This is a genomic window from Corynebacterium sp. HMSC28B08 (genome assembly GCF_001806865.1).
Taxonomy (GTDB): domain Bacteria; phylum Actinomycetota; class Actinomycetes; order Mycobacteriales; family Mycobacteriaceae; genus Corynebacterium; species Corynebacterium auriscanis.
This window is the reverse complement of the sequence record NZ_KV786178.1, coordinates 95988-122754: the sequence shown is the minus strand read 5'-3', so window position 1 is coordinate 122754 and position 26767 is coordinate 95988. Positions and strand designations below refer to the sequence as shown.

The following is a 26767-nucleotide window of genomic DNA, read 5'->3' as shown; positions in this document are numbered from 1 at the left end:
TAGGGTAGCCTACGGTTAACTAGGTAAGGCAAACCTAAGCACAAGCTAGCACGGCAATCCTCCGTCGCCTAGAAATTGTTTCGGCACAGCTCCCAAATACCCCCGTCACACCCCTAAGAGATGACAAAAAATGAACTACTACATCGAAAACCCCCTCGAAACGCTCTACCCCGAAGTGGACCCCCATGTGACGATTTCTCTGTCCCCCTCAGAGCGACTCGCCCTTGCTGTGGCACTCGGCGTAATGGCCTATGGCGCCGTCATCGGGGACGTCATTGTCGCCAGCGCCGGCTTTGCGCTAACTCTCATCGCATGTGCAGTGCCCGCCATAAAAACCCCGCGTCGAATCCGATCCCAAGCGCGTGGCCGCTTCCCCGGTGCCGATTGGGAGGAGTACCAGGTCGCCCGTCGCTTGAACCTTGGCCTCATCATCCCCATGATCGTTGGCGCAATGGGCCTACTTGTCATAGCTGGGTTCTGGTACATCCCACCAAGGTGGTCCACCGTGGGGGGATGCATCATTGCAGTCATCGTTGCCACCACCATGTGGTTCATGCCCGGACTGAACCCAATGTGGTCGAAGCGTAATGAGCTGCCCTCACCTGGCGCCACTCAAACTGACAATTTTCCACTTCAACCCGACGAGTACCCGAATCCTGAGGAGGGAACCAGTGAGTTCCCACTCCCCCGCACCTAAACTGCGCACCCGATTAAACTTCAATCCATTGAACTTTAAAGTTAGGTAGAACGTAGACATCCAGTTCATGCCGTGGTAAAACTTTCTGTATGTCCGCCACCAGCAACAGCACGCGTACGGTTAATGTCAGCCTGAGAAGCAGTGTAAATACTGGAAAACCCGCTGATCTCGTCTATTTTTCAAGCGCGTCGGGGAATACCCATCGTTTCATCCAGAAGCTGGACCGACCAGCGCTGCGCATCCCCTTGAGGCCACGAGTCGAAGGCATGCTCCGAGTGACGTCCCCTTACGTACTCGTGGTTCCTTCCTACGGTGGCGGAGAACTCAAAGGGGCCGTGCCGAAGCAAGTAATCCAGTTCTTGAACATCCCCGATAATCGCAAGCTCATTCGTGGGGTGATCACTAGTGGAAACACTAACTTCGGTGAGCACTTCTGCATCGCAGGCCCCATCATCGCAAAGAAGTGTTCAGTGCCCGAGCTGTACCGCTTTGAACTGCTCGGCACCGACCGTGACGTGCAGAGAGTCAACGAAGGACTCACAGAATTCTGGAAACGGTTGCCTAGGGAATCGATGTGAAGCACGGTCATGTTTCACAACGCCCACCGCAACTGCGTTAGCGCAACACGGCTTTGTGGATGTCACATCAGCGCAACAAAAACGTCGGCAATACCGCACCTTGGTGGCGCAACGCACTAGCAACACGTGGCTCTGCCAGACCAGAAACTATCAATTGACAGTAGACCCAAAGGAGAAGAATGCGCATAACAATTGCCGAATCGGTTACACCCCCGAAAGCCAAATACAATCCAGGGGCAAGAATTCGCCCCATCAACTGGAATAAAGTCCAAGATGACAAAGACCAAGAAGTTTGGCAGCGTCTCACCGCAAACTTCTGGCTGCCGGAAAAGGTTCCATTGTCGAATGACCTCAAAGATTGGAATGGGTTATCCGATATGGAAAGAACACTGACAATGCGGGTATTCACGGGACTTACCCTGCTGGATACCATGCAGGCAACAGTGGGCGAAATAAGTCAGATTCAAGACGCCCAAACCGAGCATGAAGAAGCGGTATATACCAATATCGCATTCATGCAGTCAGTTCATGCTCGATCCTACTCGAGTGTGTTTTCAACGCTGGCGAACACCCCATCGATTAACGCAGCGTATGAATGGGCCGTCAACAATGACGTGCTACAGCAACGGTGTCACTCCGTATTGGAACATTACTTTGGGGAGGACCCACTGAAACGAAAGGTTTCGGCTACCCTCCTTTCCTCGGTACTTCTCTACGCAGGCTTCTACCTTCCGCTGCACTTTTCCACTCGTGGGGTGCTTACGAACACCGCCGACATGATCCGGTTGATCCTGAGGGACAAGGCGGTCCACGGTTACTACTCCGGATACAAATTCCAACGCGGATTGGAAAACCACCCGGAGCGCACCGCAGAGCTTTCGGAATTCACTCATGCGCTACTTGAGAAGCTCTTCGCACTGGAAGTCCAGTACTCCGCGGAGCTCTACGAACCGCTGGGGCTCATGCCTGATGTTGTGAAATTCGTGAAATACAACGCGAATAAGGCACTGATGAACCTCGGTTATCACCCGCACTTCGCGGCCGAGGAGACCGATGTCAGCCCAGAAATACTGTCCGCGCTGACCCCAGGCGCAGATGAAAACCACGATTTCTTCTCCGGTTCTGGCTCCTCTTACATCATGGGCAAGGCTGAGGACACCGCAGATACCGACTGGGATTTCTAGCCAGACGCAATCACGAGCGAAATTGCCTCGCCCGTGACGATCACATCGCTCCGCTCTTGAAAACGTCTACTTCCCATGAACGAGAGTGACTGATGCAGTCTCCCTCAACCCCATCCCCTTTACCTAATGAAACTCGCGAAAGGAGTTTTCCTATGTCCACCCATTACGTAATCAGTGTGCTTGTTGGCAGCCTACGCCGCGATTCTTACGCACTCAAGATCGCCAAGCAAGCCATGACTTTCTTCCCGCAAGATTGGGAGGTGCGAATCATCGATATCAGCAAGCTCCCGCTCTACAACTTCGAATACGACGACCCCAACGTCCCCGATGTCTCTGAACCAAACGAGTACAAGCAATTCCGGCAGCTCATCAAGGAATCACACGGAATTCTTTTCGTCACCCCAGAAAACAACCGCACGATTCCCGCTTGCCTGAAAAATGCTGTGGACATTGGATCTAAGCCAAACTCCGACGTGGTATGGAAGAACAAACCAATGGGAATCATCAGCCATTCGGTGGGTCGAATGGGCGGTTACAGCTCCCAGAAGAATCTCCGCTTGGCGCTCTCCTACTTCGACATGCCGAGTGTAGGGCAGCCCGAGGTATTCCTCGGGCAATCCCCTTCCCTCATCGCAGACGACGGTGAGTTTGCCAATGAAGGCACCCGAGATTTCGTTGCGGACTATGTCAACCGGGTCGCAGACCTCGTCGTTCAAGTAAATTCCTAGTCCCACCCGACTGGCAAAAATTACCCCCCCAGTTACATCGGTCGCTGAACCCAGCGGCCATCTTCGTTCTCCACTCGGATTATCGACGGCTCCAATTCACCCCAGCGGTTTTCAACGATAGACCCAGACCGCTGAAAATTGTTGGTATTGTTACCCCTTCAGCGCCCACTTCGCGCCATCGGCGGTGTCCGTGACCTCAATACCGGCCTCGGCCAAGCGATCCCGGACCTCATCCGCGGTCGCCCAATCCTTGGCTGCGCGCGCTTCGGCCCGGCGTACCAGCTCCGACTTCACCAGCACATCAAGGGCACCCATCGCGGCATCCGATCCACCCGTGGTAGCCTTGGTGGACTCCAGCCACGTTTCGCTGAACGGGTCCACACCCAGCACAGCCGCCATCGCGCGGACTTCCCCGCCAATCTGTGCCAGCTCCGCACGCTTCGCCTCGTCCAACTTACCTTCGAGCAGCTTGTTGCCCTCGCGCACCCGTTCATGGATCTGAGCTAACGCCTGAGGCACCGCCAGATCCTCGTCCATTTTCGCGGCGAAGGCATCCGTTACCTCACCAGCCGGAATGGTCTCGGGCAAGCTTGTGGCGTCGGAACCAGAAAGAGAACCAGCCGCACGCAACAGAAACTTCTCGATGCGACGGTAACCGGCAGCGGCCTCACCCAATGCCGTTTCCGAGTATTCCAACATCGAGCGGTAATGAGCGCTACCCAGGTAATAGCGCAGCTCAACGGGACGAACGAGCTTCAGCACGTTGGGGATGCTCAACACATTGCCTAGAGACTTAGACATCTTCTCGCCGCTCATGGTCACCCAGCCGTTATGCATCCAGTAGCGGGCGAAACCGTCGCCTGCGGCGGTAGCTTGCGCAGCCTCGTTCTCGTGATGCGGGAACTGTAGATCCAGGCCACCGCAGTGAATATCGAACTCGCCACCCAAATAGGTGGTTGCCATAGCGGAGCACTCGATGTGCCAACCTGGTCGACCGCGACCCCAAGGGGTATCCCAGGCGGGCTCACCGGGCTTGGCTGCTTTCCACATCGTGAAGTCACGCGGATCGCGCTTGCCTGTGCCGGCGGATTCGCCCTGGTCCATCTCGTCCAGCTTCTGCCCCGACAGGAAACCGTAGTTCTCGATAGTCGCAGGCTGCGCGTATACATTGCCATCGGCCGCATAACCGTGACCGTTGTCGATGATCCGCTGCATGTACTCAATCATCTGCGGGATGTGCCCGGTGGCGCGTGGTTCAATCGAAGGCGGGGCCACCCCCAATTGGTCATAAGCCCAGCTAAAGGCACGTTCGTGCGTTGCAGCCCACTCCCACCACGGGCGACCGTTTTCGGCGGCTTTAGTCAGAATCTTGTCATCGATATCCGTCACGTTACGCACAAACGCCACGTCCAGCCCCTTCGCCTGCAGCCAATTACGCAGGATGTCGAAGGCCACACCACTGCGGACGTGCCCGATGTGCGGGATGGATTGCACGGTAGCGCCACACAGGTAGATGGAAGCGTGCCCCTCACGGGCCGGTTCAAAATCGCGGAGTTGGCGGGTGGCAGTATCGTAGATTCGCAAAGTCACAATCGTCATTGTACGTAGGAGTACCCACTGTGAAGCTAGCTACCATACATTTTCCACCCGGATCGGCGTACCGGGGTGACCTCCGCGGTTCCTCTCGTGGCGATTGGGTTCCTATTGCCGTCACGTCCTTTTCTTTCGAGGAAGGTCACGGCCGCGGGGTGTTGCTGCCTTTTTCGCTCGACGCCCACCTGCCATTTGACCTCAATGTAGACCAGGCCATCATGGCTGAGCTGCCGGAGATTTCTTTTTCCGCCGCCCAGTTGGGGCCGGTAATCCCGAAGCCCGGAAAGATTTTCTGCGTGGGGTTGAATTACCGCGAGCACATCGAGGAAATGGGGCATCCTATTCCGGATCATCCCACCTTGTTCGTGAAATACGCCAGCGCGTTGGCTGCGCCGTTTGCCGATATCGTGGTGCCGCCAGGGATGCAAGACAAGGCGGATTATGAAGGCGAATTAGCGGTGGTCATCGGTGCGAGCGAAAGCAACACGGAAGGATCCAAGAGTGGGATTCCCCGCCCCACCATCGCCGGTTACACGATTATGAATGACTTTTCCCAGCGCGATTGGCAGTACCGCACGCAGCAGTGGCTGCAGGGGAAGAACTTGGATCGTTCCAGCGGTTTTGGCCCGTGGCTGACCACCGCGGACGAATACGATCCGGTGGCAGACGGCGCGATGCTGCGCACGTGGGTCAATGGAGAGTTACGCCAGGAACACTCTGTGGCGGACTTGGTATTCAAACCGGCTGAGTTAGTGGAATACATCAGTAATTTCGCCACGCTGGAGCCCGGTGACGTGATCGTCACTGGTACGCCCGAGGGCGTGGGCCATGGCATGACGCCGCCGTGCTACCTAGCCCACAATGACGAGGTGAGGATCGCTATCGACGGGCTGGGGGAAATCTGTAACCGTATAGACACGACGAAATATCCAGCTCAGTAATTGTCTCTCAAAAGGTATTCTCGGGTACCGACACCAGAATTAAAAACTAACCGAAGAGCGAGTAGCCCTTCTTCATCGGAGAACGCACGAGCGCAAACAAAACGACAGTTAAAACTCCGACCAAAACAATGACATTCGTCTTAGCGGGCCAAAAAACAGGCAAACACTTACTCGGTAAAACGGATATCAGAATGCATTGAGCTGCCGTGGTCAGCAAGACTGTATAAAACGCCCTCCGAATTGTCGTTAGAAAACAGGCAACAAAGAGGACAGCTAAGGAAATCAGGGTGTATTGGAGCATACCGCCGTTACCAAGCAGAGCGACAACCACGCACTCAGCCAAACACACCAACAAGAATAACCAATCACACACTACCCATGATTGATGAGAACTCTCTTCCAAAATAGAGAGACGACTCTCCCAAAATACAACTACAGAACTCACCAATGCAGTAGAAAACACAAAATTGAAAGGAATAAACCCAGCCGAGTTCCACGAGGCCCACGGCACAGGGATAGATGTAGTCCCCAGCATTACAGCACCCACCAGGCAAATGACATGAATGACCAGCACGAGCGGCACTGAATGGCCTTTACAATACAATGGAACCCTCGATAAAGAATTCACCATTGTCCCTGGCACTCCCGGTTGACATGTCTAGCGATCATTCGAACATCGATTCCCTGATTCGTCCCGTGTAATCCGCGCCACTTTCCCGACGAAGTCAAGACAGCGGATTCCAAGTCTTCTAATTCCAGATCAGGCAGTGCGTCGGCAAGAGACAGCTCGCCATCTTCGGAGCTCCAGCACGAACGAGAATTCTTCAGTTCTGGTTCATGTACAAGTAGCTGCGTGAGTATATATTTTCTAACCTCACGCTCGTCACTGGTGCGCGCGAATAGCAGATGCCGATCAGACACCAGTTCGGTATCAACTAAGCGGTACCCTCGAACTCCAAGGGAGTTCCACACCCTCTCATTCGCAACACGTTGCTCTGCTGGCGTTTCAGGCCATAAGCAAATATCTCCCTCACAGCGCATCGCATCCTCAGGACGAGGAACGGCCAAATCGTAATTTCCCTGTTTAGCTACGCCATATCCAGCACAAGCGACTAACCCAAGGACAACAATACTAAAGAACTTCGTCAATAGCACGGGTTTTTGCCTTCTATTAAATGTCAACACCAGAATGAAAGCGCCCGCAAGAATTGACCCCAACACCAATATCGACGACTTCCACAAAATTGGATCAATTTGCTGGGAAATCGAGCAACAAGAAGTGTATGGTTGACCGAACATTTGTCGCCATGCCACGTTCCCCATGGTTACCGGGTAGGCTGCAAGGATAAACGGCACGAACAGTCCCAGCGCAGCCGCCACCACCGCCGGAAGATAGAGTCCTAGCGCAGCACCAAAAGCGATCCACGTCATCGATTGAAGACAGATAGTCAACGCACCCATAATCAGATCCGTTGACAAGTTAAAAGATCCTGTTGTTAATAATTGTGCCACCAAATATATCGACGGGGCCAAAATCCCAAAAACGGCCGCGTACCCTAACGATCGGAAGGCAATTCTTCCTATCAATATTCCTGACGTGCGCGATCGCACCAAGCCTTTAAAACGAGCCATTTCTTTGGCTCCAATTAACCCTAATGCAGGGCCAAGTACATAAAACAGCCCAAGGCTGTTCGAAACAATGTTCGGAATTGTTCTAGAGGGCAGAGCATTGACATTTACACTCCACAGCGCAAGCACAAAAGCACCGCAGAGCAAGCCAATGTTGGTTAAGAGGACTCGGTTCACCGTCAACGCCCCCTCCTAAAGGCCACAGCCAGAGCGTGAGTGTAATCTGAACAATCAGAAGATCGGCGTGACCCACTAGAGTCATTCGCGAGGTTCAAGAATTCCTCAACAGTCCCCTGGAAGTCAACTGCACCCCGATTCAAGACAACTACGTCTAGAAATGGTGCTTCGATCTCAAGTGGCTGATGGCTAGACACCCACAGCCCTACACCGGAATTGGCGATTGATTCGTACAGATCCTGCAAGTCGCGTTTAGCTAGGGGATCCAAAGCGGCACTAGGCTCGTCGAGCAGGACAAATTCTGCACGAGAATTTAGAGCTGTAGCAATTTGAAGTCGCGCTTGCTGTCCTCCCGACAGTTGCCGGCATTCTTTATCGCGCTGGGAATTTAACCCCACAAAGCTAATCCAATGACGCGCATCCTGTTTACTATCAGACCATCCTGCACCATTGAGCCATGCAACATAAGCCACGTAATCAATCACACGAAAGCCGCGTATGCCTTCAAAACGTTGTGGAACATAGACAGCTTTTCCTAGTTCAGGAACGTGACCGCTTTTAGGACGCAACTGCTTGGCCAATAGCCTCATGAGTGTTGTTTTCCCCGCACCATTGGTTCCTAGCAACACGGTTGGCCGTCCGGTAATCTTTAACCCCGTAACGGTCACGCCTTCTCGAGTGCGCGGATAATGGAAGCTAAAGGTGGCAGCTTGATTCAAAGATTCACTCCCCATCTAGAAGTACATGTTGAAGTTTTTCGCGCTTGTTGACTGCCAGCCCCAGGTGTGTAGCTTGAAAAAGTACGTGGCATGACCTGGGTACCCCCACCCCACTCGGGTCGGGCGACCGAGCATTGGCTTATACACTTACTCATAAGCTCCCTCTGGTGAAGACCTTTATCAACTTTTGTAGATTACCCCCCGGGAGCCATGTCAACAGCTACTTGTTCGGTTTCCACACCACCGCTGTAGCAACCGCGGCTACCCCCTCACCACGGCCCGTAAAGCCCATGTGATCGGTAGTTGTGGCGGACACCGAAACTGGTGCGCCGATCAGGTCGCCCATAACCTTTTCCGCTTCCTTCCGGCGCGTTCCCATCTTCGGGCGGTTCCCCACCATCTGTACTGCCGCATTGCCAATAACGAACCCCTTGGATTCCAGCAACGCCCGACATTCCTTCAGCAGTCGTGCACCCGAGACATCGTCGTATTTTTTTTGTCCCACCCCAACGAAGCTTCCCAAATCCCCCAGCCCCGCCGCAGAGAGCAGCGCATCCACCACCGCATGAGCCACTACGTCACCATCGGAGTGTCCCTCACAACCGTCTTGCCCTTCCCACAGCAGGCAGGCCATCCAGCAGTCCTTCCCTGCTTCCACCTGGTGGGCATCGGTGGCAATTCCAACTCGAGGGATAATCATGAAGGTCGGCTCCTTGTATAGTCTTATTCTTCCATTCCGGCCAGCAGCATTTCTGCCACCCGGTAGTCCATTTCCGTGGTGATCTTCATTGCCAGGAGATGCCCCGGCACAGCGACCACCTCATAGCCCGCCATCTCCATGAGGGACGCATCATCCGTAGCTTCTTGCACCGAGTCCAAGCCGTGCTTTTCGGTGGGATGGGCCGAGCCAATCTCCACCGCGTTCAGATACCGCTCGTTTGCATCCAGCAACTGATCAAACCGGAAAACCTGCGGTGTTTGTGCTGCTCGGAGCATGCTTCGTGGCGGGGTGGACACGACCTTTTCTGCCCCATCTAACCGCGCGACCGCGTGACTAACTTGCGCCCCCAGCGGCTCGATCACCTTGATGGTATCGGCTACGGGTAACACCGGGATCGCGCCCGACTGTGCATCGCCCGCTGCAGTGACAACTTCCGCTACCAGCTGAGCGGGGACTAGGCAGCGCGCGGCGTCGTGAATAAGAACCAACGAATCCGGCCGACCGGCGGCAAGGGGCTGAACCTTTTGCAGGCCAGCGTAAACGGAGTCAACCCGCTCGCTGCCTCCTAATTCTATTCCGACGCCCATCGGGGCCCACGACAGTTTGTTTTCCGGGTGGTTCACAATTTCCCGGGCTGCGTCCACCATGTCAGGACTGACCAACACGATGGCATGACCCACCGACTGGGATTCAGCCAGCGCGTCGAGACTGCGTTCCAACAGCGTGCGACCGCGTAACTTGACGAATGCCTTCGGGGTATCAAATCCCAACCGCGTTCCGCTGCCGGCGGCGGCGACCAGCGCGAAGACGTGATCCGTATTGATCATGGGTATGCGTTACTCCGTGTGCACCGTACTTGAATCCACCGAGAAGCGAACCGCCCCCTCCCCCACGCGCACCGCTGTCATAGGGGAATGCGCACAAGGGCTGGCAGCGGGGCGGCGATTAATCCTCGTCCTCATCCAATTCTTCATCGAGATCGATTGGAGTGCCAGGGCGCTTGGGATCCTCATCTTCGATGCCTGCTGCCCGTGCGGCCTCGGCTGCCTCGCGGTGACGCTTAATCGCCTCCTGCATTTCTTCCAAGAGGGCATCGGTCTTCTTGTCGTCCACCCCCTCAGCCAAGGCCAGCTCACCGACGAGGATCTGCCGCGCCTTAGCAAGCATCCGCTTCTCACCTGCGGACAAGCCCCGGTCCTGATCGCGGCGCCACAGGTCACGAACCACTTCGGCGACCTTGTTGACGTCACCGGAAGTCAGACGCTCCTGGTTAGCCTTGTAGCGGCGGGACCAGTTGCCGGCTTCTTCCACATCGGTTTCGCGAAGGACGGAAAAGACCTTGCGAAGCCCTTCCTCGCCGACCACATCGCGCACACCCACCTTTTCCGCGTTAGCTGCGGGAACGCGAACCGAAAGGTCCCCTTGGTTGATGCGGAGAACCAGGTAGTCGACCTTCTCCCCCTTGAACTCGCGCTGCTCGATCCCCTCGATCACGGCGGCACCGTGGTGCGGGTAAACGACTGTGTCTCCGACCTTGAACTCCATGAGTGAGAGAACTCATCCTTCCTTGGGGGGCTATAACCACTTTCGCCTAGGGCAAGTCAACCTAGGGGTTTTAACCAGCTGGCTTTCAGATTCTACCCCAGACTGCAGTTGGGCACCGAGGCTGCCCCGGCCTGTCAACGGACATGACGGGGCTGCCCTTGAGTGCACACAATCGATTAAAGGGCCGGAACACCCGCCTTCCACCCTTATTTGGGGCGAAAAACCCATCAAATGCCCCCGCCATAGGTCAGCAGCGCAAACACAACTATGTATTCGCGGTGCGAAGGGTTTAATCTATTGGCTAGACGTTTATTGCATTATCGCCTCAGATGGAGGATCTCATCGTGAAGTCCCAGAAGTCGACCGCCACGCGTGCTGCGTTGGCTGCCGTGGCCGCTGGTTCCGCCTTGGCCTTGACCGCCTGCGGTGCAGGTCACATCTCTCAGACGGCCAATCAAGTTCCCGCCGTGAACGGCGTGTTCGCACAGGCCGGTAAGCAGATTTCTCTGCGCGATGTAGCCGTTGTTGTGGATCCAAACAACCAGCTTTCCGTGAAGTTCACTGCTGGCAACGTTGACCAGGTCGGCAAGAAGGTTAACCTCCAGTCCGTGAAGGTAGACGGCAAGCCCGTCACCCTTCAGGGTGATAAGGCCGTTGGCCCCAACTGCTCCCTCGTTGCGGACTACAAGGATGCCGTTGATTCGATGAAGAAGGGTGGCCAGCAGGGTTCCTGCAACAGCTACGTCACCACCTCCATCTCCGGCCTGACCGGTGCGCACATCGGTGGTCAGAAGGAAGTTGAGATCAAGTTCGATACCGGCAGTGCAAAGGTCAACGCTCCTATCGTTGCTTACACCCCGAAGGCCGGCACCCTGAACCGCGATGCCGAGACCCACGTCTCCACCGACGCCCCAAAGGCTGGCGGCGAGCACCAGCACTAAGCACCCGCAGCGGAGGGGTCGCGCGCGTTTCCCTATTTCAACGCGCTCGATAAAGCCCCTGTTCGAATATCAAACCGGCCGGGCACCATTGCGTGTCCGGCCGGTTGTTTATTGTGGACCCCATGGCCAAGACCTCAAAGAAGAACACCGTCTACACGTGCACTGCGTGTGAGTACCAGATCTCCAAGTGGATGGGCCGCTGCCCCTCGTGCGGTGAATGGGGAACACTTGAGGAAAAAGCGCCGGCCACGGCCATTGTGGGTAGTCGCGCTGCTGTCAGCAGCTCCGCGGGGTTGATTCCCAGCAGCGCCGCAGCACAGCCGGTCACCAAGATCGATCCAACCATTGCCAACCACCGGCCCAGTGGCTTGGCCGAGCTGGACCGCGTGTTGGGCGGTGGCATCGTGCCCGGTAGCGCGGTTCTCTTGGCGGGCGAGCCCGGGGTGGGAAAGTCCACGCTCCTTCTGGAGGTAGCCGCGCGATGGGCAAAACTGGGACGAACCGTATTGATCCTCACCGCGGAAGAATCCGTGGGACAAGTGCGCCACCGGGCAGAACGCACAGGCGCATTGGACGATCGACTGTACTTGGCCAATGAAAACGACTTGGAGCGCGCCCTCGCTCACATTGAAGCCGTGAAACCTGAACTCGTGATCGTGGACTCACTGCAAACCATGCAGGCAACAGGTGTAGAAGGAGTGGCCGGTGGTGTAACCCAAACCCGATCGGTAACGTCCACACTCACGACCTTCGCCAAGGCCTCCGGCACCCCAGTCATCGCGATTGGTCATGTGACGAAGGAGGGCAATGTAGCCGGCCCCCGTACCATCGAGCACCTCGTGGATGTGGTGTTGAACTTCGAAGGGGATAAGCACTCGGCCCTGCGCTTTTTGCGAGGTATCAAAAACCGTTTCGGTGCTACCGACGAAGTCGGTTGTTTCGAACAAACCGCACACGGCATCCGCGAAGTCAGCGATCCCTCAGGTCTTTTCTTGCACCACCGCACCGAATCCGTTACCGGCACGGCCATCACCGTCACGATGGATGGTCGCCGGGCCATGGTCTCCGAGGTGCAAACCCTCGCCGTCAACTCCGATATCCGAAACCCGAAACGCTACGTCACTGGGATCGATGCGGGGCGCGTCTCCATGAACCTGGCCGTACTCTCCGAACGCTGCGGCTTGCGTTTGACCGAAAAGGAAGTCTACGCAGCCACCGTCGGGGGCATCCGCATCCAGGAGCCCGCTGCCGACCTCGCCCTAGTGTTGGCCTTGGCAAGCACTGCCACTGGCCACCCGCTCCCCCTGGGGGCGATCGCGGTAGGAGAAGTGGGCCTGGGCGGAGAAGTCCGGCGCGTTCCACAATTAACCCAACGGCTAGCCGAGGCGTCCCGCCTGGGTTTCACCTCAGCAGCAGTTCCCAAAAACTGCCTTTACGATGCCCCTAAGAACATGAAAGTCACGGAAGTAGGCCACCTCTACGAGGCCGTGAAGTGGGCAGGTTTGAAGGTTGCTGCTGGTTAAAGGTTGCTGCAGGCTTGAACGTTACTGCTGGCTAAGCGTTACTGCAGGTTAAACGTGGCGGGCTTGGACGTGTTATCACCCACGTGCGCGTACAAAAGGTAACCGCCGGGCCCCACGGGTTGTCGCGCTTCACATGCGCTCGGAGCACTGGTCGTGCGCGACCAAGAGTTCAACGAATACTTGGCGGATTCCCCTGCCTTGATTACACGCTCGCCTGAAGCCCCTGGTTCATTACAATCTAGGTCACCCCACACACGCTGGTAGTTGTTGAGCGTGAAGACCTCGAAGCTCAACTTGTCTTGATCCAAGTCGATCGTGCAATCGGCGGCGGTGGGGTTATTGATGGTGACAAAGAAGTTCGGCACCGCATCCGGCGCGAAAGAAGGTGCGCCAGGCTTCGCGATTACTTCCAGGTCCGACAAACCACAGGTGTCCTTCTTCGGTTTACCTTCGTCCTTTGCGGTCTCACTGGGGGTCTGGGATTGCTCCTTATTCTTGTCCGATTCTCCCGGCGCGGAACTTTCACTCCTCGTCTCTGTCGGAGTGGCACTGTCGCTGGCAGCCACCGACGAGGTCTGGGTGGTCTGGGCCTTTTGATTCGACGCCGCATTCTGCGTTTCCTCGTCCCCACCCAGAGACCCGATCAACCACCACAACAGTAGCAACACCAGCACCAGCACCACGACGGCAGCGATACGCCGGCGCTTGTAGACCTCGGGGGGTAGCGGCTTGCGGGAGTTCGGATCAGTCACGGGGCTCACCCTAGCCGATTGGTGCGCTCGCCTGCGGTAATGACACGTCTTGGAACGTCAAAATTCGCCGCATTTTAGGCGCTGGGTTCACCAGTTTCAATGTCCAAGCCGAACCCAACCAGGGGCTCCGCGCGGCCGTCCGACAGACGATAGCGCAATCCCACGACGGCACACCGCCCATCCTTGACGCGCGCTTGGATCTCAGGGGATCGATCCACGATGTGATCCGCGATTTCCCGCACGTGGTTCTTCTCGAACTCATCGGAGCCCTCGAACCCCTTCTTCCGTGCTGACAACAGGGAGGGCGTAACCTTCTCCACCAGCACGCGTTGGAATCCATCTGGAAGATCTCCGCCATCGAGAGCGTTCTGGGCAGCCTTCACAGCCCCGCAGCTCTCGTGACCGAGGACCACAACCAGAGGCACGCCTAGGCCATCAACGGCGAATTCCAGGCTTGCGAGTACGGAGAGGTCCGTAATCTCACCCGCCGTACGGATGACGAACAGGTCCCCTAGGCCTTGATCGAAAACGATCTCTACGGGCACGCGCGAATCCGAACACGCTAGTACCACGGCATGCGGGCGCTGCCCTTGGGTAAGGGTTTGGCGACGACCGGGGCCTTGATTGGGGTGGTCACTATTATCTTGCATAAAGCGCTCATTGCCTGTGCGCAGCGCTTCCCAAGCTTGTTGGGGTGTCATTTCGTGCGGGCTTGTCATACGTTTAATTCTGCCTTGGATAGACTTATTTTTGCTATGCCAACCCCTGACTACCCCCTCGCCACCTCCGCGGAAGGGCGCCTCAGCGCCTACCCCATAGACCGGCTACAGTTCGCTCGCGATCTTAACCACTGGTTCGCCCGCCACGGTCGCGTGTTGCCCTGGCGCCACCCAGATACCTCGCCGTGGGCAATTCTAGTGAGCGAAGTCATGTCGCAGCAAACCCCCGTTTCTCGGGTCATCCCCCTGTGGGAAGCATGGATGAGGAGGTGGCCCCAGCCCGCAGATTTAGCTGTCGCCTCCAAGGCCGAAGTTTTGCTAATGTGGGCCAACCTCGGCTATCCGCGCCGTGCGCTCCGGTTGCAGGAGTGTGCCCGTGATTGCACTCAGCGCCACGACGGGAACGTGCCCGATACCATCGCCGAACTCGAATCCCTTTCTGGTATCGGTTCCTACACAGCCCGCGCTGTGGCCGCTTTTGCATTCGAGCAAGCAGTCCCCGTGGTCGATACCAACGTGCGCCGTGTACTTCACCGAGTAGTTTTCGGCTCTTATTTGCAGGGGCCGGCGCGCGCACGGGACTTGGTGGATGTCGCCGAATTGATGCCGTGGGTGGATCCAGATCCGTTTTTGGTTCGACGCCACGTCAAACCCCATCATCACGATCCTCAGGCACACGAGGATGCACAGATGATGACCGCATCCCTCATGGAGCTGGGGGCACTTATATGCCGAGCCAAGAACCCGCAATGTGATCAGTGCCCTGTGCGGAAACACTGTCAGTGGGTAGCCGCGGGTCGACCAGAGCCCTCAGCACAGCAGAAAGCATCCGCCGCCAAACGCGTTCAGAAGTTCGAAGGCACCGACCGGCAGGTGCGGGGCAAAATTATGGGTTTACTGCGTTCTCGCAAAGACTCACGCGCCACTCGTGCCGAGATCGATCTGCTGTGGCACGACAAAGCACAGCTCACCCGGGCAGTGAATTCTCTGGTTGCAGACGGGTTAGCGGAGCGCACCGACGGGCATCGGCAAGACGCAACCACCAGTAACGATCCCTCGAACGCAGCGCCCACGGAGGGAATAGCAGAGCACACCGAGGCCCGAGGAGAACGCGCAACAGTTAACCGCAACCGATCTGAACCAAAGCCCGAAACCGGATTAACCGGGCTGCGTTTGCCCACATAGTTCGGCTTTTAATCAACGCAATAGTTGCCGCAGAACATCGCAGACCTGCAAGAGTCCGGGAAGCTCCGCGCAAGAATTACATCAATTTCCGAAGTATTTTCCGTTACGTGGCAAAAATATGTCTGCGGTAAAACTATAGTCATCATTCATGAGAACCTCACTAGTATCTTTCATCTCGCAGCGGGTGTGCAAAGCATCAGCTTCTGTGGCGCTAGCTTGTGGCGTCGGAATTGGTAGTGCCGTAGGTGGTGCCGGCCTGGCAGCCGCCCAGCCGGCACCGAGCCCCTCCTACGATGCGGCGGAAGGTTCGGCCCGTGGATCTGCAGCATCGGGGTCCTCCTCCGCCCTGGGATCCTCCCAAGGACCGGCGGACATGCTGTCATCTAATACATGGGGGGCTTTGGATCGCAATGCGCGCGGGTTCTACGATTCCCTTCCAGCGACTGTGTCGGGCAACCCCGGCGATGTCATCAAGCGGGCACCGAGCCAATTTGCCTTTGGACTGCCATTCGTCGACTGGATGATGTCGAAGTCCGAGCGCGTGGCCTATGTGTCCACTGACAACAACGGTCAACGAATCCCAGTCACCGGAACCGTACTGCGCTCGTCTCAGCCATGGACAGGAAAAGGGCCGCGACCTTTGCTTACTATTGCACCCGGCACCCAGGGCAGTGGCGATGCGTGTGCTCCGGGAAAGCTGTTGTCGGTGGGGCTGGAATATGAGGCCATTCCGGTGGCAGGCGCCTTGGCGCGTGGCTGGAATGTTGCTCTGACCGACCTGCCCGGTTTGGGCACCTCCCGCCAACACACCTACATGAACCGCGTGGAGCAAGGGCAAGCCACCATCGATATGGCCCGTGCGGCTGTCAACTTGAACGTAAAGGGCATCACCTCGGCCTCTCCAGTGGCGTTCTATGGATACTCCCAGGGCGGTGGCGGATCCGCAGCTGCCGTGGAGCTGGCTCCCACCTATGGCAAGGGTATTAACGTGGTCGCGGGTTACGCCGGGGGTACACCAGCCAACCTGGCCCAAACCGCAGCTGCGATTGATCGCAAGCCTCTGGCCGGGGTTTTGGGATATGCCATCAATGGTTTCATTGCCGCGAAACCAGAACTCAAACCCTTGGTTGATGATTTACTCAACGATAAAGGTAAGCGGTTGCTAGAGCAGACTGCCGATGAATGCATTCCGCAGTCCCTAGCCCGGCATGCGTATGTAGATACCCGGACCCTCACCAAATCCGGTAAGTCCTTGGAGCAGCTCGCCCAGCAGGAGCCACTGAAGTCCGTCTTGGCTGATCAGGAAATCGGTCACAGGCCACCTAACGTTCCAGTATTCGTTGGGCATGGAAAAAACGACGATTCCATTCCTGTGCAGGGCGCTCGCACGATGGCACGGCAGTGGTGCGAGGCCGGGACGTCGGTATACTACCGCGAAACCCCGTTGCCTCCGGTCGCTCCGTTGATTGACCACGTATTACCGATGTTGGACAATCTGGCTCCGGCCATGAACTGGCTGGATGCCGTTTTCCGTGGGAAGCCCTACCCCACCACGAGTTGCGGTAATATTCCGCGCTAGCCCACAAAGAAAACCAGCATAAAAACCGGCCCCCGGCGCACTTGGGGTAGTGCACCGGGGGCCGGTCTCTGGTTCTTCTAGCTTCAGGTACGAACCGGAAAGCCTCAAGGGAAGGGCAGCCGGAGTCCTTACTGCTCCTTAGACCAGTTTCCTTCACCGGATTCCTGGGCAGTGTCGTAAGCCTCGTCCTCTGGCACCTGTTTCTCAGCGGCTCCAACGACAGCCTCTTGAGCCTCATCTGCGGGGCTTGCTTCCTCTGCCTCAGGCAGTGGCTTCACCTTGGTACCGAAAACGAACTTCGCATCCTTGCCGTTGGACTCGCCGTCCCAATTTTCCACGTCTACGGTGACGATCTCTCCTGCCCCGATCTCTCCGAAGAGGATCTTCTCGGACAGGTGGTCCTCGATCTCGCGCTGAATTGTACGACGCAGTGGGCGAGCACCCAATACGGGATCGAAACCACGCTTGGCCAGCAGGTTCTTGGCCTGCTCGGAAATCTCTAGTCCCATGTCCTTTTGCTCCAGCGCATTGGTGACACGACGCAACAACAGGTCCACCATCTGAACGATCTGTTCCTTGGTGAGCTGGTGGAAAACAACGATGTCGTCAATACGGTTAAGGAACTCAGGGCGGAAGTGCTTCTTCAGCTCATCGTGCACCTTGTCCTTCATGCGCGCGTACTGCGTGGATTCATCGTCTTCCCCACCGCTGGAGAAGCCCATGCCAACGGCCTTGGAAATGTCCCTAGTGCCTAGGTTTGACGTGAAGATCAGCACGGTGTTCTTGAAGTCGACCATGCGACCTTGCCCATCGGTGAGGCGACCGTCTTCCAAAACCTGCAACAAGGTGTTGTAAATCTCGGAATGCGCCTTTTCAATCTCGTCAAACAAAACAACGCTGAATGGTTTGCGCCGAACCTTCTCGGTCAGCTGGCCACCTTCGTCATATCCAACGTATCCCGGAGGGGCACCGAACAGGCGAGAAGCTGTGAACTTGTCATGGAACTCACCCATGTCGATCTGCACTAGAGCGTCATCCTCACCGAACAGGAATTCCGCCAGTGCCTTGGAGAGCTCCGTCTTACCCACACCTGATGGACCAGCGAAGATGAAGGAACCCGATGGGCGCTTGGGATCCTTGAGGCCTGCACGAGTACGACGGATGGCGCGAGATACTGCCTTGACTGCATCTTCTTGGCCGATGATGCGCTTATGCAGCTCATCTTCCATGCGCAGCAGACGGGAGGACTCTTCCTCGGTCAGCTTGAAGACCGGGATGCCCGTCCACGTGCCCATGACCTCAGCAATCTGCTCCTCGCCGACCTCTGCAACCTCGTCGAGCTCGCCAGCGCGCCAAGCCTTTTCCTTTTCCTCACGCTCTTCGGTCAGCTTGCGCTCATCATCGCGGAGAGCTGCTGCCTTCTCGAAGTCCTGTTCATCGATGGCCGCTTCCTTCTTGGTGCGGACTGCTGCAATCTTCTCATCGACTTCGCGGATGGACTTCGGTGCCGTCATCCGCTTGATGCGCATACGCGCACCGGCCTCATCAATGAGGTCCACGGCCTTATCCGGCAAGAAGCGGTCGGTGATGTAGCGATCTGCCAACTGCGCTGCCGCCGCGAGTGCGCCATCTGTGATGGACACGCGGTGGTGTGCCTCGTAGCGATCGCGCAGGCCCTTGAGAATCTCGATGGTCAGATCAACGGATGGCTCCGGTACCTGAACCGGCTGGAAACGGCGTTCCAGGGCTGCATCCTTTTCGATGTGCTTACGGTACTCGTCCAGCGTGGTGGCACCGATTGTCTGGAGCTCACCACGCGCCAGCTTGGGCTTGAGGATGCTTGCAGCATCGATCGCGCCCTCCGCAGCCCCGGCGCCAACCAGGGTGTGGATCTCATCGATGAACAGAATGATGTCTCCCCGTTGGTTGATCTCCTTGAGCACCTTCTTCAAGCGCTCTTCGAAGTCACCGCGGTAACGGGAACCGGCGACCAGGGAACCCAGATCCAACGAGTAGAGCTGCTTATCTTTCAACGTCTCCGGCACACGACCGTTGACGATGTCCAACGCTAAGCCCTCAACAACTGCAGTCTTACCCACACCCGGCTCGCCGATCAGCACAGGGTTGTTCTTGGTACGGCGACTGAGGACCTGCATCACGCGCTCAATTTCCTTTTCGCGCCCCACTACCGGATCGAGCTTGCCGTCCTTGGCAGCCTGGGTGAGGTTGCGACCGAACTGATCAAGCACCAGAGAATTCGATTTCTGGCCAATCTTGCTACCGCTAGTAGCGCTCGCAGCGGAGCCCACGCCAGCAGCTGCGGGCTCACCCTCGCCCTCTTCGGAGCTCTCGTTGCCCTCATAGCCGCTGAGCAGCTGAATAACCTGCTGACGCACGCGGGAAAGGTCGGCGCCCAGCTTCACCAGAACCTGGGCAGCTACTCCCTCACCCTCACGGATCAAACCGAGCAGGAGGTGTTCCGTTCCGATGTACTTATGGCCCAGTTGGAGTGCCTCGCGTAGCGCCAGTTCCAGTACCTTCTTGGCACGCGGAGTAAACGGGATGTACCCGCTTGGCGGATGACCGCCAGTGCCAATGATTTCTTTAACCTCGGTACGCACGGCGTCGAGAGAAATACCCATGGACTCCAGCGCCTTGGCCGCGACCCCCTCGCCCTCTTGAATGAGGCCAAGCAGGATGTGTTCCGTGCCGATGTAATTGTGGTTCAGCGCACGGCCTTCGTCCTGCGCTAGCACAACAACGCGACGAGCGCGATCGGTGAACCTCTCAAACATGGTGTACTCCCTCTTCTTTCTGGTGGAAGGTCTGCTGCCCACCATAGTGGTGCGACCCGACAACAACGATTGCCTTTGTACTAACAACCGCCTCTACTCGTCTTATTCCGACGCCCCCACGCCCCCAGCCACCTCACTATTCGCAGGTCACAAGCTTATTCTGACTCAAGCTTCCCGGGTGTCCGCCTTCAGCGAACACCCTATGAGAGCAACGAGGAATCGTATCCCTAAACAAATAAATATTTTCTCAAAACTCCTCCATACCCCCACGCCCTACGCTAACGTCAAGACCACGTCACCACATGAGTGGAAATACACAACCATTCAACAATTAACCAGCAGATATATTCAAAAAACCTGCTGGGAAAGGTCCGGATTGATGAACGCTGCAGCGATGTCTCCCAAACTAACTTTGCGCGACCATGCCGATACCGTGGGCACCCTCGCCAAAGGCACAGTCCCGCTTTTCAAGTCTGGTGTACTGGGCCCTATGACCCCCATGGCTGCAGGTAAAGCGCTGCAATCGATGTACCAGTGGCGCTTCCTTCCGGCCGGGTTGCTCTCCATCGGCGCAGCTCGCGACCCGTTCCATACGGCAATCATCGACGACGCTGGTTCGATGACGTACTCCGAACTGCACGAGCAGACCAATACGCTGGCTCGCGCCCTGTTCCGCAGCGGTGTGCGTGAGCGCGACAAGATCGGTGTACTGTGCCGTAACCACCGCGGTCTCATCCTCACCCTGTGTGCCCACGGGCGCTTGGGTACGGACATCGTTTTCTTCAACACTGGTTCCTCGGCCGAGCAAACCCGCGCGGTTCTTACCGAGCAAAAGGTCGATGTAATGTTCATCGACGAGGAATTCCTGCCGCTATTGCCGAAGGACTTCAATGGCGCGCACGTGATTGTCGCTTGGGAATTCGGCGACACCCTGGGACTGAGCCGCGAAGCGGAGGCCGCCCAAAAGCCCCAGAGCAATGTTCGCGATGCCATCGACAGCGGTGATTACGCCACCCGCAGCAACGAGTGGGCCAGCCTGCATGAGGTTCTACGGACCACACCAGAAGATCTCACTGTCCCCTCCCGTCCACGAATGGGCCGCACGATTATCTTGACCTCGGGCACTACTGGTACTCCTAAGGGCGCGCGCCGTCCCGAGCCCAAGACGTATATGCCGGCCTCGTCGATCATGAGCCGCATCCCGCTGAAGCACCACCGCCCAGCCTTCCTTGCCGCACCCATGTTCCACACATGGGGCTTCGCCCAGATCCAGCTGGCCCTAGCCCTGCGCAACACAATGATTCTGCAGCGCAAATTCACTCCTGAGGCCGCAGTTCAGGTCATCGAGAAGAACCGGCCGTACACCATCGCTATGGTTCCCACCATGCTCCGCCGCATGCTCGATGCTGTTCCGGAAGGGTTTAACCCTGGCACCAAGATCATCGCAACCTCAGGCGAAGCTCTGCCACCGGCAGTAATCGAGGAAACGCAAAAGAAGTTCGGCGACGTGTTGTACAACCTATATGGCTCTACCGAAGTCAGCTGGGCTTCCATCGCCACGCCAGAAGAATTGAGGCGCTTCCCCAAGACCGCTGGTAGGCCGCCGATGGCCACAACCTTGAAGATCCTGGATAACGAGGGCAAGGAAGTACCCGCTGGTGAAACCGGTCGCATCTTCGTCAAAAACGACATGCTCTTCGAGGGCTATACCCGCCCCGGTTCCGACAAGGACGTTGTTGACGGAATGGTCGCAACTGGCGATCTGGGGTACTACAACGAAGAGGGTTTGCTCTTCATCGCCGGTCGCAGTGACGACATGATCGTCTCCGGTGGGGAAAACGTCTACCCACAGGACACAGAAAACATTTTCACTTCTCGCGAAGAAATCGAGGAAGCTGCTGTTCGTGGCGTTGATTGCCCCATGTACGGCCAAGCCCTGTGCGCGTGGGTCGTTTTCAAGAACAGGAAGGCGGCAGAACTCACTGACGAGGAAAAGCGGTCCTTCGAGCAGGGGGTTATTGCCGAGGTCAAGCAGAAGCTAGCGCGCCACGCGGTTCCACGTTACTTCGTTTACCTAGATGAGCTGCCGCGGAACCCAGTAGGCAAGGTGGTTCCACGCGAACTGCCACAGCCAGACACAGGAGCCTAACCGACCTGCCCCCTCCCCCTCCGACATGTCAGCGGGCATCAAGGAAAACGCGCCGGCAATTGCAACCGGAACCAGAACCGAAAGCGCAACCGGAGGCACAATAGGAGGTATGAATAACCGCAATTACTTCCCCCTTGCCCCGCGCGTGCTTTCCATCGCGGGCACGGATCCCTCCGGTGGCGCAGGTGCCCAAGCCGATCTGAAGTCCATCTTCGCCGCCGGAGGTTATGGCTTATCCGTCGTTACAAGCTTGGTCGCACAAAACACGCAGGGAGTTCGCGCCGTACACACTCCTGGCGCCGAATTCCTCACACAGCAACTGGCAGCGGTTTTTGAGGACGTGGATCTCGATGCCGTCAAAATCGGCATGCTCGGTGATCTCACAACCACCGAGGTGGTACAAAACTGGCTGGCCAACCACCCCGTGCCCGTGTTGGTTTTCGATCCCGTGATGATCGCCACCAGCGAGGATCGCCTGCTCGCCGAGGATGCGGAAGCGGCCGTACGCTCCTTTGCTGCCTCGTTGAGTGCTTACGCCGACCACGCCGTGATCACTCCGAACATTCCAGAGCTGGCGATCTTGTGCGAGCAAACTCCCGCTGGTTCGTTCGATGAAGCCGTGGCCCAGGCCCAGGCGTGGTCGGATGAGCACGGCGTCAATGTAATAGTAAAAGGAGGCCATCTCAACGGGGAAGAAGCAGGTAACGCCTGGGTGGCACCACATAGCGCTACCGAAAGCGCCGAGGCACACCGCGCCACCGTTGGCACCTCCCCCTTGCACATCGCTTCCTCCCCGCGCGTTGATTCGCCACATACTCACGGCACGGGTTGTTCTCTGAGCTCTGCTTTGGCTACTCGTTTGGGTGGTGGCAATTCCTACGACGCCGCCTTGGTCTGGGCGACCCAGTGGCTGCATGGGGCTATAGAAAAAGCGGCCGCGCTACGCGTGGGGCACGGCCGCGGCCCGGTGGATCATGCGTACCGGGCTCGAGAAAAGGGAGCGTTCGAAAGCTAATTGTTAACCCATGAACGCCATACGAAGAATCCAGACGCCTACCGCACCCACTGCAGCGGCGGCAGGCACAGTGATGATCCACGCCAACGCGATGGGCTTCATGAGGTTCCAGTTAGCGGCCTTATTCACTAGGCCCACGCCCAAAACGGCGCCGATCAGGATGTGAGTGGAAGAAACGGGCAGCCCCAGCAAAGAAGCTCCCATCACCACAGCAGCTGCCGAAAGCTCGGCGGCGAAGCCACTGGCTGGGTGAATGTTCGTCAGGCCCGTACCAACGGTCTTGATCACGTTACGGCCAATAAACCACAGGCCGGCAACCAGTGCGATACCCGCGGCAGCCATCAGGGCACCGGGGACGCTAGCAGAGCTACGGATCTCATTGTGAGCAATAACGTCCACAACGGCGGCGAAGGGGCCTACCGCGTTGGCAATGTCGTTAGAGCCGTGACTAAATGCGAACGCGGACGCGGTAAACACCTGCATCCAGCTGAAAAGCAGGAAGGTGGAGCGGTCCAGGGATTTGTTCTTCATTGTGCGGGCGAAGATGTAGACGGCCATCCACACGACTGCGCCAACCATAAGCATGATCAGCACCGTGTTGAAGGTGGAGAGGGTGAAGTCGATGTTCTTCAGCCCTTTGAACAGCATCATCGCGGTGATGATGACCGCCGCAATCGCAGCGAGCAGCGGAACCCAGCGTTCCAGGGCCTGGTGGGCTTCCACGTCCTCGGCTTCATCATTCAGGCGGTAAAGGTCGCGGTAGTACTCCGACTCCAACTGTTCGCGGTCGAAGTCATCGTCCATGACGGTCTGGGCATCACGAGCCATGGCATTGGTGTAGGAAATCTGTTGAACTTCGCTGAGTCGCTCGAATGCCTCCTTGTGGCGACGGCGATGTTCGATCTTCTTCTGCTTCAGTTCGCGTAGTCGCATATCAGCGGCCTCGTTATAGCGAAGGATTCCACCCTTGATGGCCCGGAAGAGCAGATACGCTGCCAGACCACCCAGCACCGGGGACAACACCCACGAAATGGCGATCTGGCCAATTTCGCTCCACTGGACCATGTCCCATCCACCTTTACCGGTGATAAGACCAGTCGTGACGGCCGCACCGACGATGCCGCCGACGATAGAGTGCGTGGTGGAAACGGGCCATCCCATCTTGGTAGCAACCAGCAGCCACAGTGCAGCGCCGAGGAGAGCCGCGATCATAATGTAGGCGAATTCCATGGGCTCCAGCTGCACACCGTCAAGATCGACGATGTTACTGCGGACGGTTTCGGTCACACTGCCACCGGCCAGGACGGCGCCGCCAACTTCAAAAACAGCGGCAACCATAAGCGCTTGCTTCATCGTCAACGTGCCCGCACCCACGGAGGTTCCAAAGGAGTTGGCAACGTCATTACCACCGATGTTGAAAGCCATGAACAGGCCAAAGAAGATAGTGACAATAAGAACGACGTAATGGGATGTGGCGCCAACGTAGTCGGTCACCCACAGGCCGAAAGTAACGACGGTACCCAGCAGCAAAAGCCCGAAAGCGAGGTGCCACCATTTATCGCTAGCATCGGCCCCCTTCACCGCCCCAGCATTGTTGGTCGCAGCCCCCGCTGCGTTCGAGGTATCCACGGTCATGAGTGTTAAAGCCTTCCTGAGTGTAGTCAAGCGCCGGTTTACCCTTTGCCCGAAAGACGATGGTGGTTTCCACTGCATTGGTTTCATTGGGCACAGGGAATTGCGCAGGGCGATTGTTTCAATCAGGGGCAAATAGAGATTATCCCACTCTTAGCCACTGGGTTAACTATAGATTAATTTTTATCAGAAAATAAGACAAAAATCACAGTAATTAATTAGAATACAACAACTTGCCCAGGCCGGAGGAAAACCGAAGACCAACCCCTAAGGTTTTTCGTGAATGACCTTAACGCAGCAGAACTACGGCCGAAAGACCGCTCCCCCTGGAGCGGTCACAACCCGAAGGCGTTAGGCTCCGAATGCGAGGCGCAGGATAAAGAGACCCATCGCGCCAATTCCTGCCGCCACGGGAATAGTAATCACCCATGCCATCGCGATGGGCTTCATCAAGCCCCAGTTCGCTTCGTGGTTAACAATTCCCACCCCCAGGACAGCGCCGATCAAGATGTGAGTGGAGGACACGGGCAGTCCTAGTAGTGATGCACTCATGACAATGGCGGCTGCCGCCAGCTCCGCGGCAAATCCGCTGGCCGGGTGAATATTGGTAAGGCCCGATCCAACCGTAGTGATCACATTGCGGCCAATGAACCACAGTCCTGCCACCAGCGCGATGCCACAGGCGAACAGCAGCGCAGTCGGCACCATTGCCTCGGAATTGATTTCGCCAGTAGCTAGAACGTCCAAAATCGCCGCAAACGGTCCCACCGCATTGGCAATGTCGTTAGAGCCGTGGCTAAAAGCAAAGGCTGATGCGGTGAATACCTGCATCCAGCTGAACAGAATGAATGTGGAACGATCCACAGATTCCTTCCGCAAGGCCTTAGCAACCATGTACACGCTGGTCCACACCAAGACGGCAATCATAGCCATAATAAGCAAAGACCCAACGGCGGACACATGGATGTCCACATTGGATAGCCCTTTGAACAACAGCATCGCGGTGATCACCACCGCACCAAATGCGGCCAGCGGCGGTGCCCAATACACCAGCGCCTTGTGGACGTTGAGTTGGTTCGCCTCTTGGTCAAGATCGTAGAGTTCGCGGTAGTAGTCGCTCTCCAGCTGCTCGCGCGTGAAATCTCCACGCGAGTACGTCACAGCATCCCGGGCCATCTCGTTGTTGTACGCAATCTGCTGGACTTCGCTAAGACTGCGGAACAGATCTTTGTGCCGGGAAGCATGGTTAATGCGCGCGCGGCGCACCCGTTCCAACCCCGCATTTGCACGGTCATTGTATTGCAACACGGTCCGCTTGATCACACTGAACAGCAGATAAGCTGCCAAGGCGCCGAGTAGTGGGGAAATAACCCACGAGGAGGCAATTCGGCCGATTTCCCCCCATTGCACCATAGACCAGCCACCCGTGTGAGTAGTAAAACCTAGACACAGGGCCGCTCCCACGATCCCACCGACGATCGAGTGGGTCGTGGATACCGGCCAACCTTTCTTCGTTGCAATGAGCAACCAAATCGCAGCGCCCATGAGCGCAGCGATCATAATGTAGACGAAGTCCATGGGCAATAGGTCGATCTCATCGAGATCCACGATGCCACTGCGGACGGTCTTGGTTACTGAACCGCCCGCTAACAGTGCGCCTCCAACTTCAAAGACTGCGGCGACAATGAGGGCTTGCTTCATGGTCAACGTACCCGCACCGACGGAAGTACCAAAGGAATTCGCGACGTCGTTGCCACCGATGTTGAATGCCATGAACAAACCGAAAACAACGGTAACTGCAAGCACAACATAATTCGCGGAAGACGGGATGTGCTGCGTTGTCCAGGCCCCAAAGTAAAGGACAGCCACGAGGAGCATGCCACCGAATGCGATGTGCCACCATTTGTCGTTATTGACCTGAGGTTGAACGGTATCGTCCGATAGTTGCAGTGTTTCTACCATTCG

General features: G+C 56.9%; 23 protein-coding genes. 11 read left to right on the top strand and 12 right to left on the bottom strand.

Annotated elements, in window-relative coordinates; all coding sequences use genetic code 11:
• Positions 1–130 precede the first annotated feature (130 nt).
• From HMPREF3098_RS09225 to HMPREF3098_RS09210, 4 genes are all read left to right on the top strand, one after another.
• On the top strand, positions 131–697 hold the full coding sequence (locus HMPREF3098_RS09225; protein ID WP_070434886.1) for a hypothetical protein: 567 nt from the start codon (positions 131–133) through the stop codon (positions 695–697).
• Between the two features lie 89 nt (positions 698–786).
• Positions 787–1275: a class Ib ribonucleoside-diphosphate reductase assembly flavoprotein NrdI gene (nrdI, locus tag HMPREF3098_RS09220; RefSeq protein ID WP_235700744.1), complete on the top strand. Its 489-nt coding sequence runs from the start codon at positions 787–789 to the stop codon at positions 1273–1275.
• Positions 1276–1454: 179 nt separating this feature from the next.
• Positions 1455–2459, top strand: a complete 1005-nt coding sequence (gene nrdF / locus HMPREF3098_RS09215; protein WP_083284418.1) for a class 1b ribonucleoside-diphosphate reductase subunit beta — start codon at positions 1455–1457, stop codon at positions 2457–2459.
• A 152-nt stretch (positions 2460–2611) separates the two neighbouring features.
• Entirely contained in the window at positions 2612–3187 is a 576-nt protein-coding gene (locus HMPREF3098_RS09210) for an NADPH-dependent FMN reductase (protein WP_070434885.1), read from the top strand.
• A 150-nt stretch (positions 3188–3337) separates the two neighbouring features.
• Here the strand turns inward: HMPREF3098_RS09210 and cysS are convergent, their stop codons facing one another.
• The gene (gene cysS / locus HMPREF3098_RS09205; RefSeq protein WP_210385971.1) at positions 3338–4777 is read right to left on the bottom strand and encodes a cysteine--tRNA ligase; all 1440 of its coding nucleotides are present in this window, start codon (positions 4775–4777) and stop codon (positions 3338–3340) included.
• Between the two features lie 29 nt (positions 4778–4806).
• On the opposite strand from cysS, the gene HMPREF3098_RS09200 reads away from it, so the two are divergent.
• Entirely contained in the window at positions 4807–5721 is a 915-nt protein-coding gene (locus tag HMPREF3098_RS09200; RefSeq protein WP_083284416.1) for a fumarylacetoacetate hydrolase family protein, read from the top strand.
• A 46-nt stretch (positions 5722–5767) separates the two neighbouring features.
• On the opposite strand, the gene HMPREF3098_RS11390 is transcribed toward HMPREF3098_RS09200, so the two are convergent.
• The 6 genes from HMPREF3098_RS11390 to HMPREF3098_RS09170 all read right to left on the bottom strand — a co-directional run bounded on the left by HMPREF3098_RS11390 (position 5768) and on the right by HMPREF3098_RS09170 (position 10512).
• Complete coding sequence (locus HMPREF3098_RS11390) at positions 5768–6295, bottom strand: hypothetical protein (protein WP_141739738.1); 528 nt, start codon at positions 6293–6295, stop codon at positions 5768–5770.
• Between the two features lie 50 nt (positions 6296–6345).
• Positions 6346–7533: an ABC transporter permease gene (locus HMPREF3098_RS09190; RefSeq protein WP_141739737.1), complete on the bottom strand. Its 1188-nt coding sequence runs from the start codon at positions 7531–7533 to the stop codon at positions 6346–6348.
• Positions 7530–8246 carry an ATP-binding cassette domain-containing protein gene (locus tag HMPREF3098_RS09185; protein ID WP_141739736.1) on the bottom strand — a complete coding sequence of 239 codons (717 nt, stop codon included), beginning with the start codon at positions 8244–8246 and terminating at the stop codon, positions 7530–7532. Before HMPREF3098_RS09185 ends, HMPREF3098_RS09190 begins: the two co-directional genes overlap by 4 nt.
• A 220-nt stretch (positions 8247–8466) precedes the next feature.
• The gene (gene ispF / locus HMPREF3098_RS09180) at positions 8467–8946 is read right to left on the bottom strand and encodes a 2-C-methyl-D-erythritol 2,4-cyclodiphosphate synthase (protein ID WP_070434880.1); all 480 of its coding nucleotides are present in this window, start codon (positions 8944–8946) and stop codon (positions 8467–8469) included.
• 23 nt (positions 8947–8969) lie between these two features.
• Positions 8970–9794, bottom strand: coding sequence for an IspD/TarI family cytidylyltransferase (locus HMPREF3098_RS09175; RefSeq protein ID WP_035114517.1), 825 nt, complete (start codon positions 9792–9794; stop codon positions 8970–8972).
• A gap of 118 nt (positions 9795–9912) precedes the next feature.
• Entirely contained in the window at positions 9913–10512 is a 600-nt protein-coding gene (locus tag HMPREF3098_RS09170) for a CarD family transcriptional regulator (protein ID WP_035114521.1), read from the bottom strand.
• A 329-nt stretch (positions 10513–10841) separates the two neighbouring features.
• Between HMPREF3098_RS09170 and HMPREF3098_RS09165 the strand changes: the two genes are divergently transcribed.
• Together HMPREF3098_RS09165 and radA are read left to right on the top strand one after the other, a co-directional pair.
• Positions 10842–11453, top strand: a complete 612-nt coding sequence (locus HMPREF3098_RS09165; protein ID WP_035114523.1) for a hypothetical protein — start codon at positions 10842–10844, stop codon at positions 11451–11453.
• Between the two features lie 122 nt (positions 11454–11575).
• On the top strand, positions 11576–12976 hold the full coding sequence (gene radA / locus HMPREF3098_RS09160; protein WP_070434879.1) for a DNA repair protein RadA: 1401 nt from the start codon (positions 11576–11578) through the stop codon (positions 12974–12976).
• Positions 12977–13014: 38 nt separating this feature from the next.
• On the opposite strand, the gene HMPREF3098_RS09155 is transcribed toward radA, so the two are convergent.
• Positions 13015–13728 carry a hypothetical protein gene (locus HMPREF3098_RS09155; protein WP_070434878.1) on the bottom strand — a complete coding sequence of 238 codons (714 nt, stop codon included), beginning with the start codon at positions 13726–13728 and terminating at the stop codon, positions 13015–13017.
• 74 nt (positions 13729–13802) lie between these two features.
• The gene (locus tag HMPREF3098_RS09150) at positions 13803–14447 is read right to left on the bottom strand and encodes a carbonic anhydrase (protein WP_070434877.1); all 645 of its coding nucleotides are present in this window, start codon (positions 14445–14447) and stop codon (positions 13803–13805) included.
• Between the two features lie 36 nt (positions 14448–14483).
• Between HMPREF3098_RS09150 and HMPREF3098_RS09145 the strand changes: the two genes are divergently transcribed.
• Together HMPREF3098_RS09145 and HMPREF3098_RS09140 are read left to right on the top strand one after the other, a co-directional pair.
• Complete coding sequence (locus tag HMPREF3098_RS09145) at positions 14484–15632, top strand: HhH-GPD family protein (protein ID WP_083284412.1); 1149 nt, start codon at positions 14484–14486, stop codon at positions 15630–15632.
• A gap of 148 nt (positions 15633–15780) precedes the next feature.
• The gene (locus HMPREF3098_RS09140) at positions 15781–17211 is read left to right on the top strand and encodes an alpha/beta fold hydrolase (protein WP_083284410.1); all 1431 of its coding nucleotides are present in this window, start codon (positions 15781–15783) and stop codon (positions 17209–17211) included.
• 128 nt (positions 17212–17339) lie between these two features.
• Here HMPREF3098_RS09140 and HMPREF3098_RS09135 read toward each other — a convergent pair whose 3' ends face one another.
• Positions 17340–20006, bottom strand: coding sequence for an ATP-dependent Clp protease ATP-binding subunit (locus HMPREF3098_RS09135; RefSeq protein WP_070434876.1), 2667 nt, complete (start codon positions 20004–20006; stop codon positions 17340–17342).
• Between the two features lie 379 nt (positions 20007–20385).
• On the opposite strand from HMPREF3098_RS09135, the gene HMPREF3098_RS09130 reads away from it, so the two are divergent.
• Together HMPREF3098_RS09130 and thiD are read left to right on the top strand one after the other, a co-directional pair.
• A complete protein-coding gene (locus tag HMPREF3098_RS09130) occupies positions 20386–22155 on the top strand; it encodes an AMP-binding protein (RefSeq protein WP_070434875.1) in 1770 nt (589 codons plus the stop codon).
• Between the two features lie 109 nt (positions 22156–22264).
• Positions 22265–23170 (top strand): bifunctional hydroxymethylpyrimidine kinase/phosphomethylpyrimidine kinase, encoded by a 906-nt coding sequence (gene thiD, locus HMPREF3098_RS09125; protein ID WP_083284436.1) that lies wholly within the window; start codon positions 22265–22267, stop codon positions 23168–23170.
• A 3-nt stretch (positions 23171–23173) separates the two neighbouring features.
• Here thiD and HMPREF3098_RS09120 read toward each other — a convergent pair whose 3' ends face one another.
• Together HMPREF3098_RS09120 and HMPREF3098_RS09115 are read right to left on the bottom strand one after the other, a co-directional pair.
• Positions 23174–24805 (bottom strand): inorganic phosphate transporter, encoded by a 1632-nt coding sequence (locus HMPREF3098_RS09120; protein ID WP_083284408.1) that lies wholly within the window; start codon positions 24803–24805, stop codon positions 23174–23176.
• Between the two features lie 348 nt (positions 24806–25153).
• Positions 25154–26764 carry an inorganic phosphate transporter gene (locus tag HMPREF3098_RS09115; RefSeq protein ID WP_070434873.1) on the bottom strand — a complete coding sequence of 537 codons (1611 nt, stop codon included), beginning with the start codon at positions 26762–26764 and terminating at the stop codon, positions 25154–25156.
• Between the last annotated feature and the right edge of the window lie 3 nt (positions 26765–26767).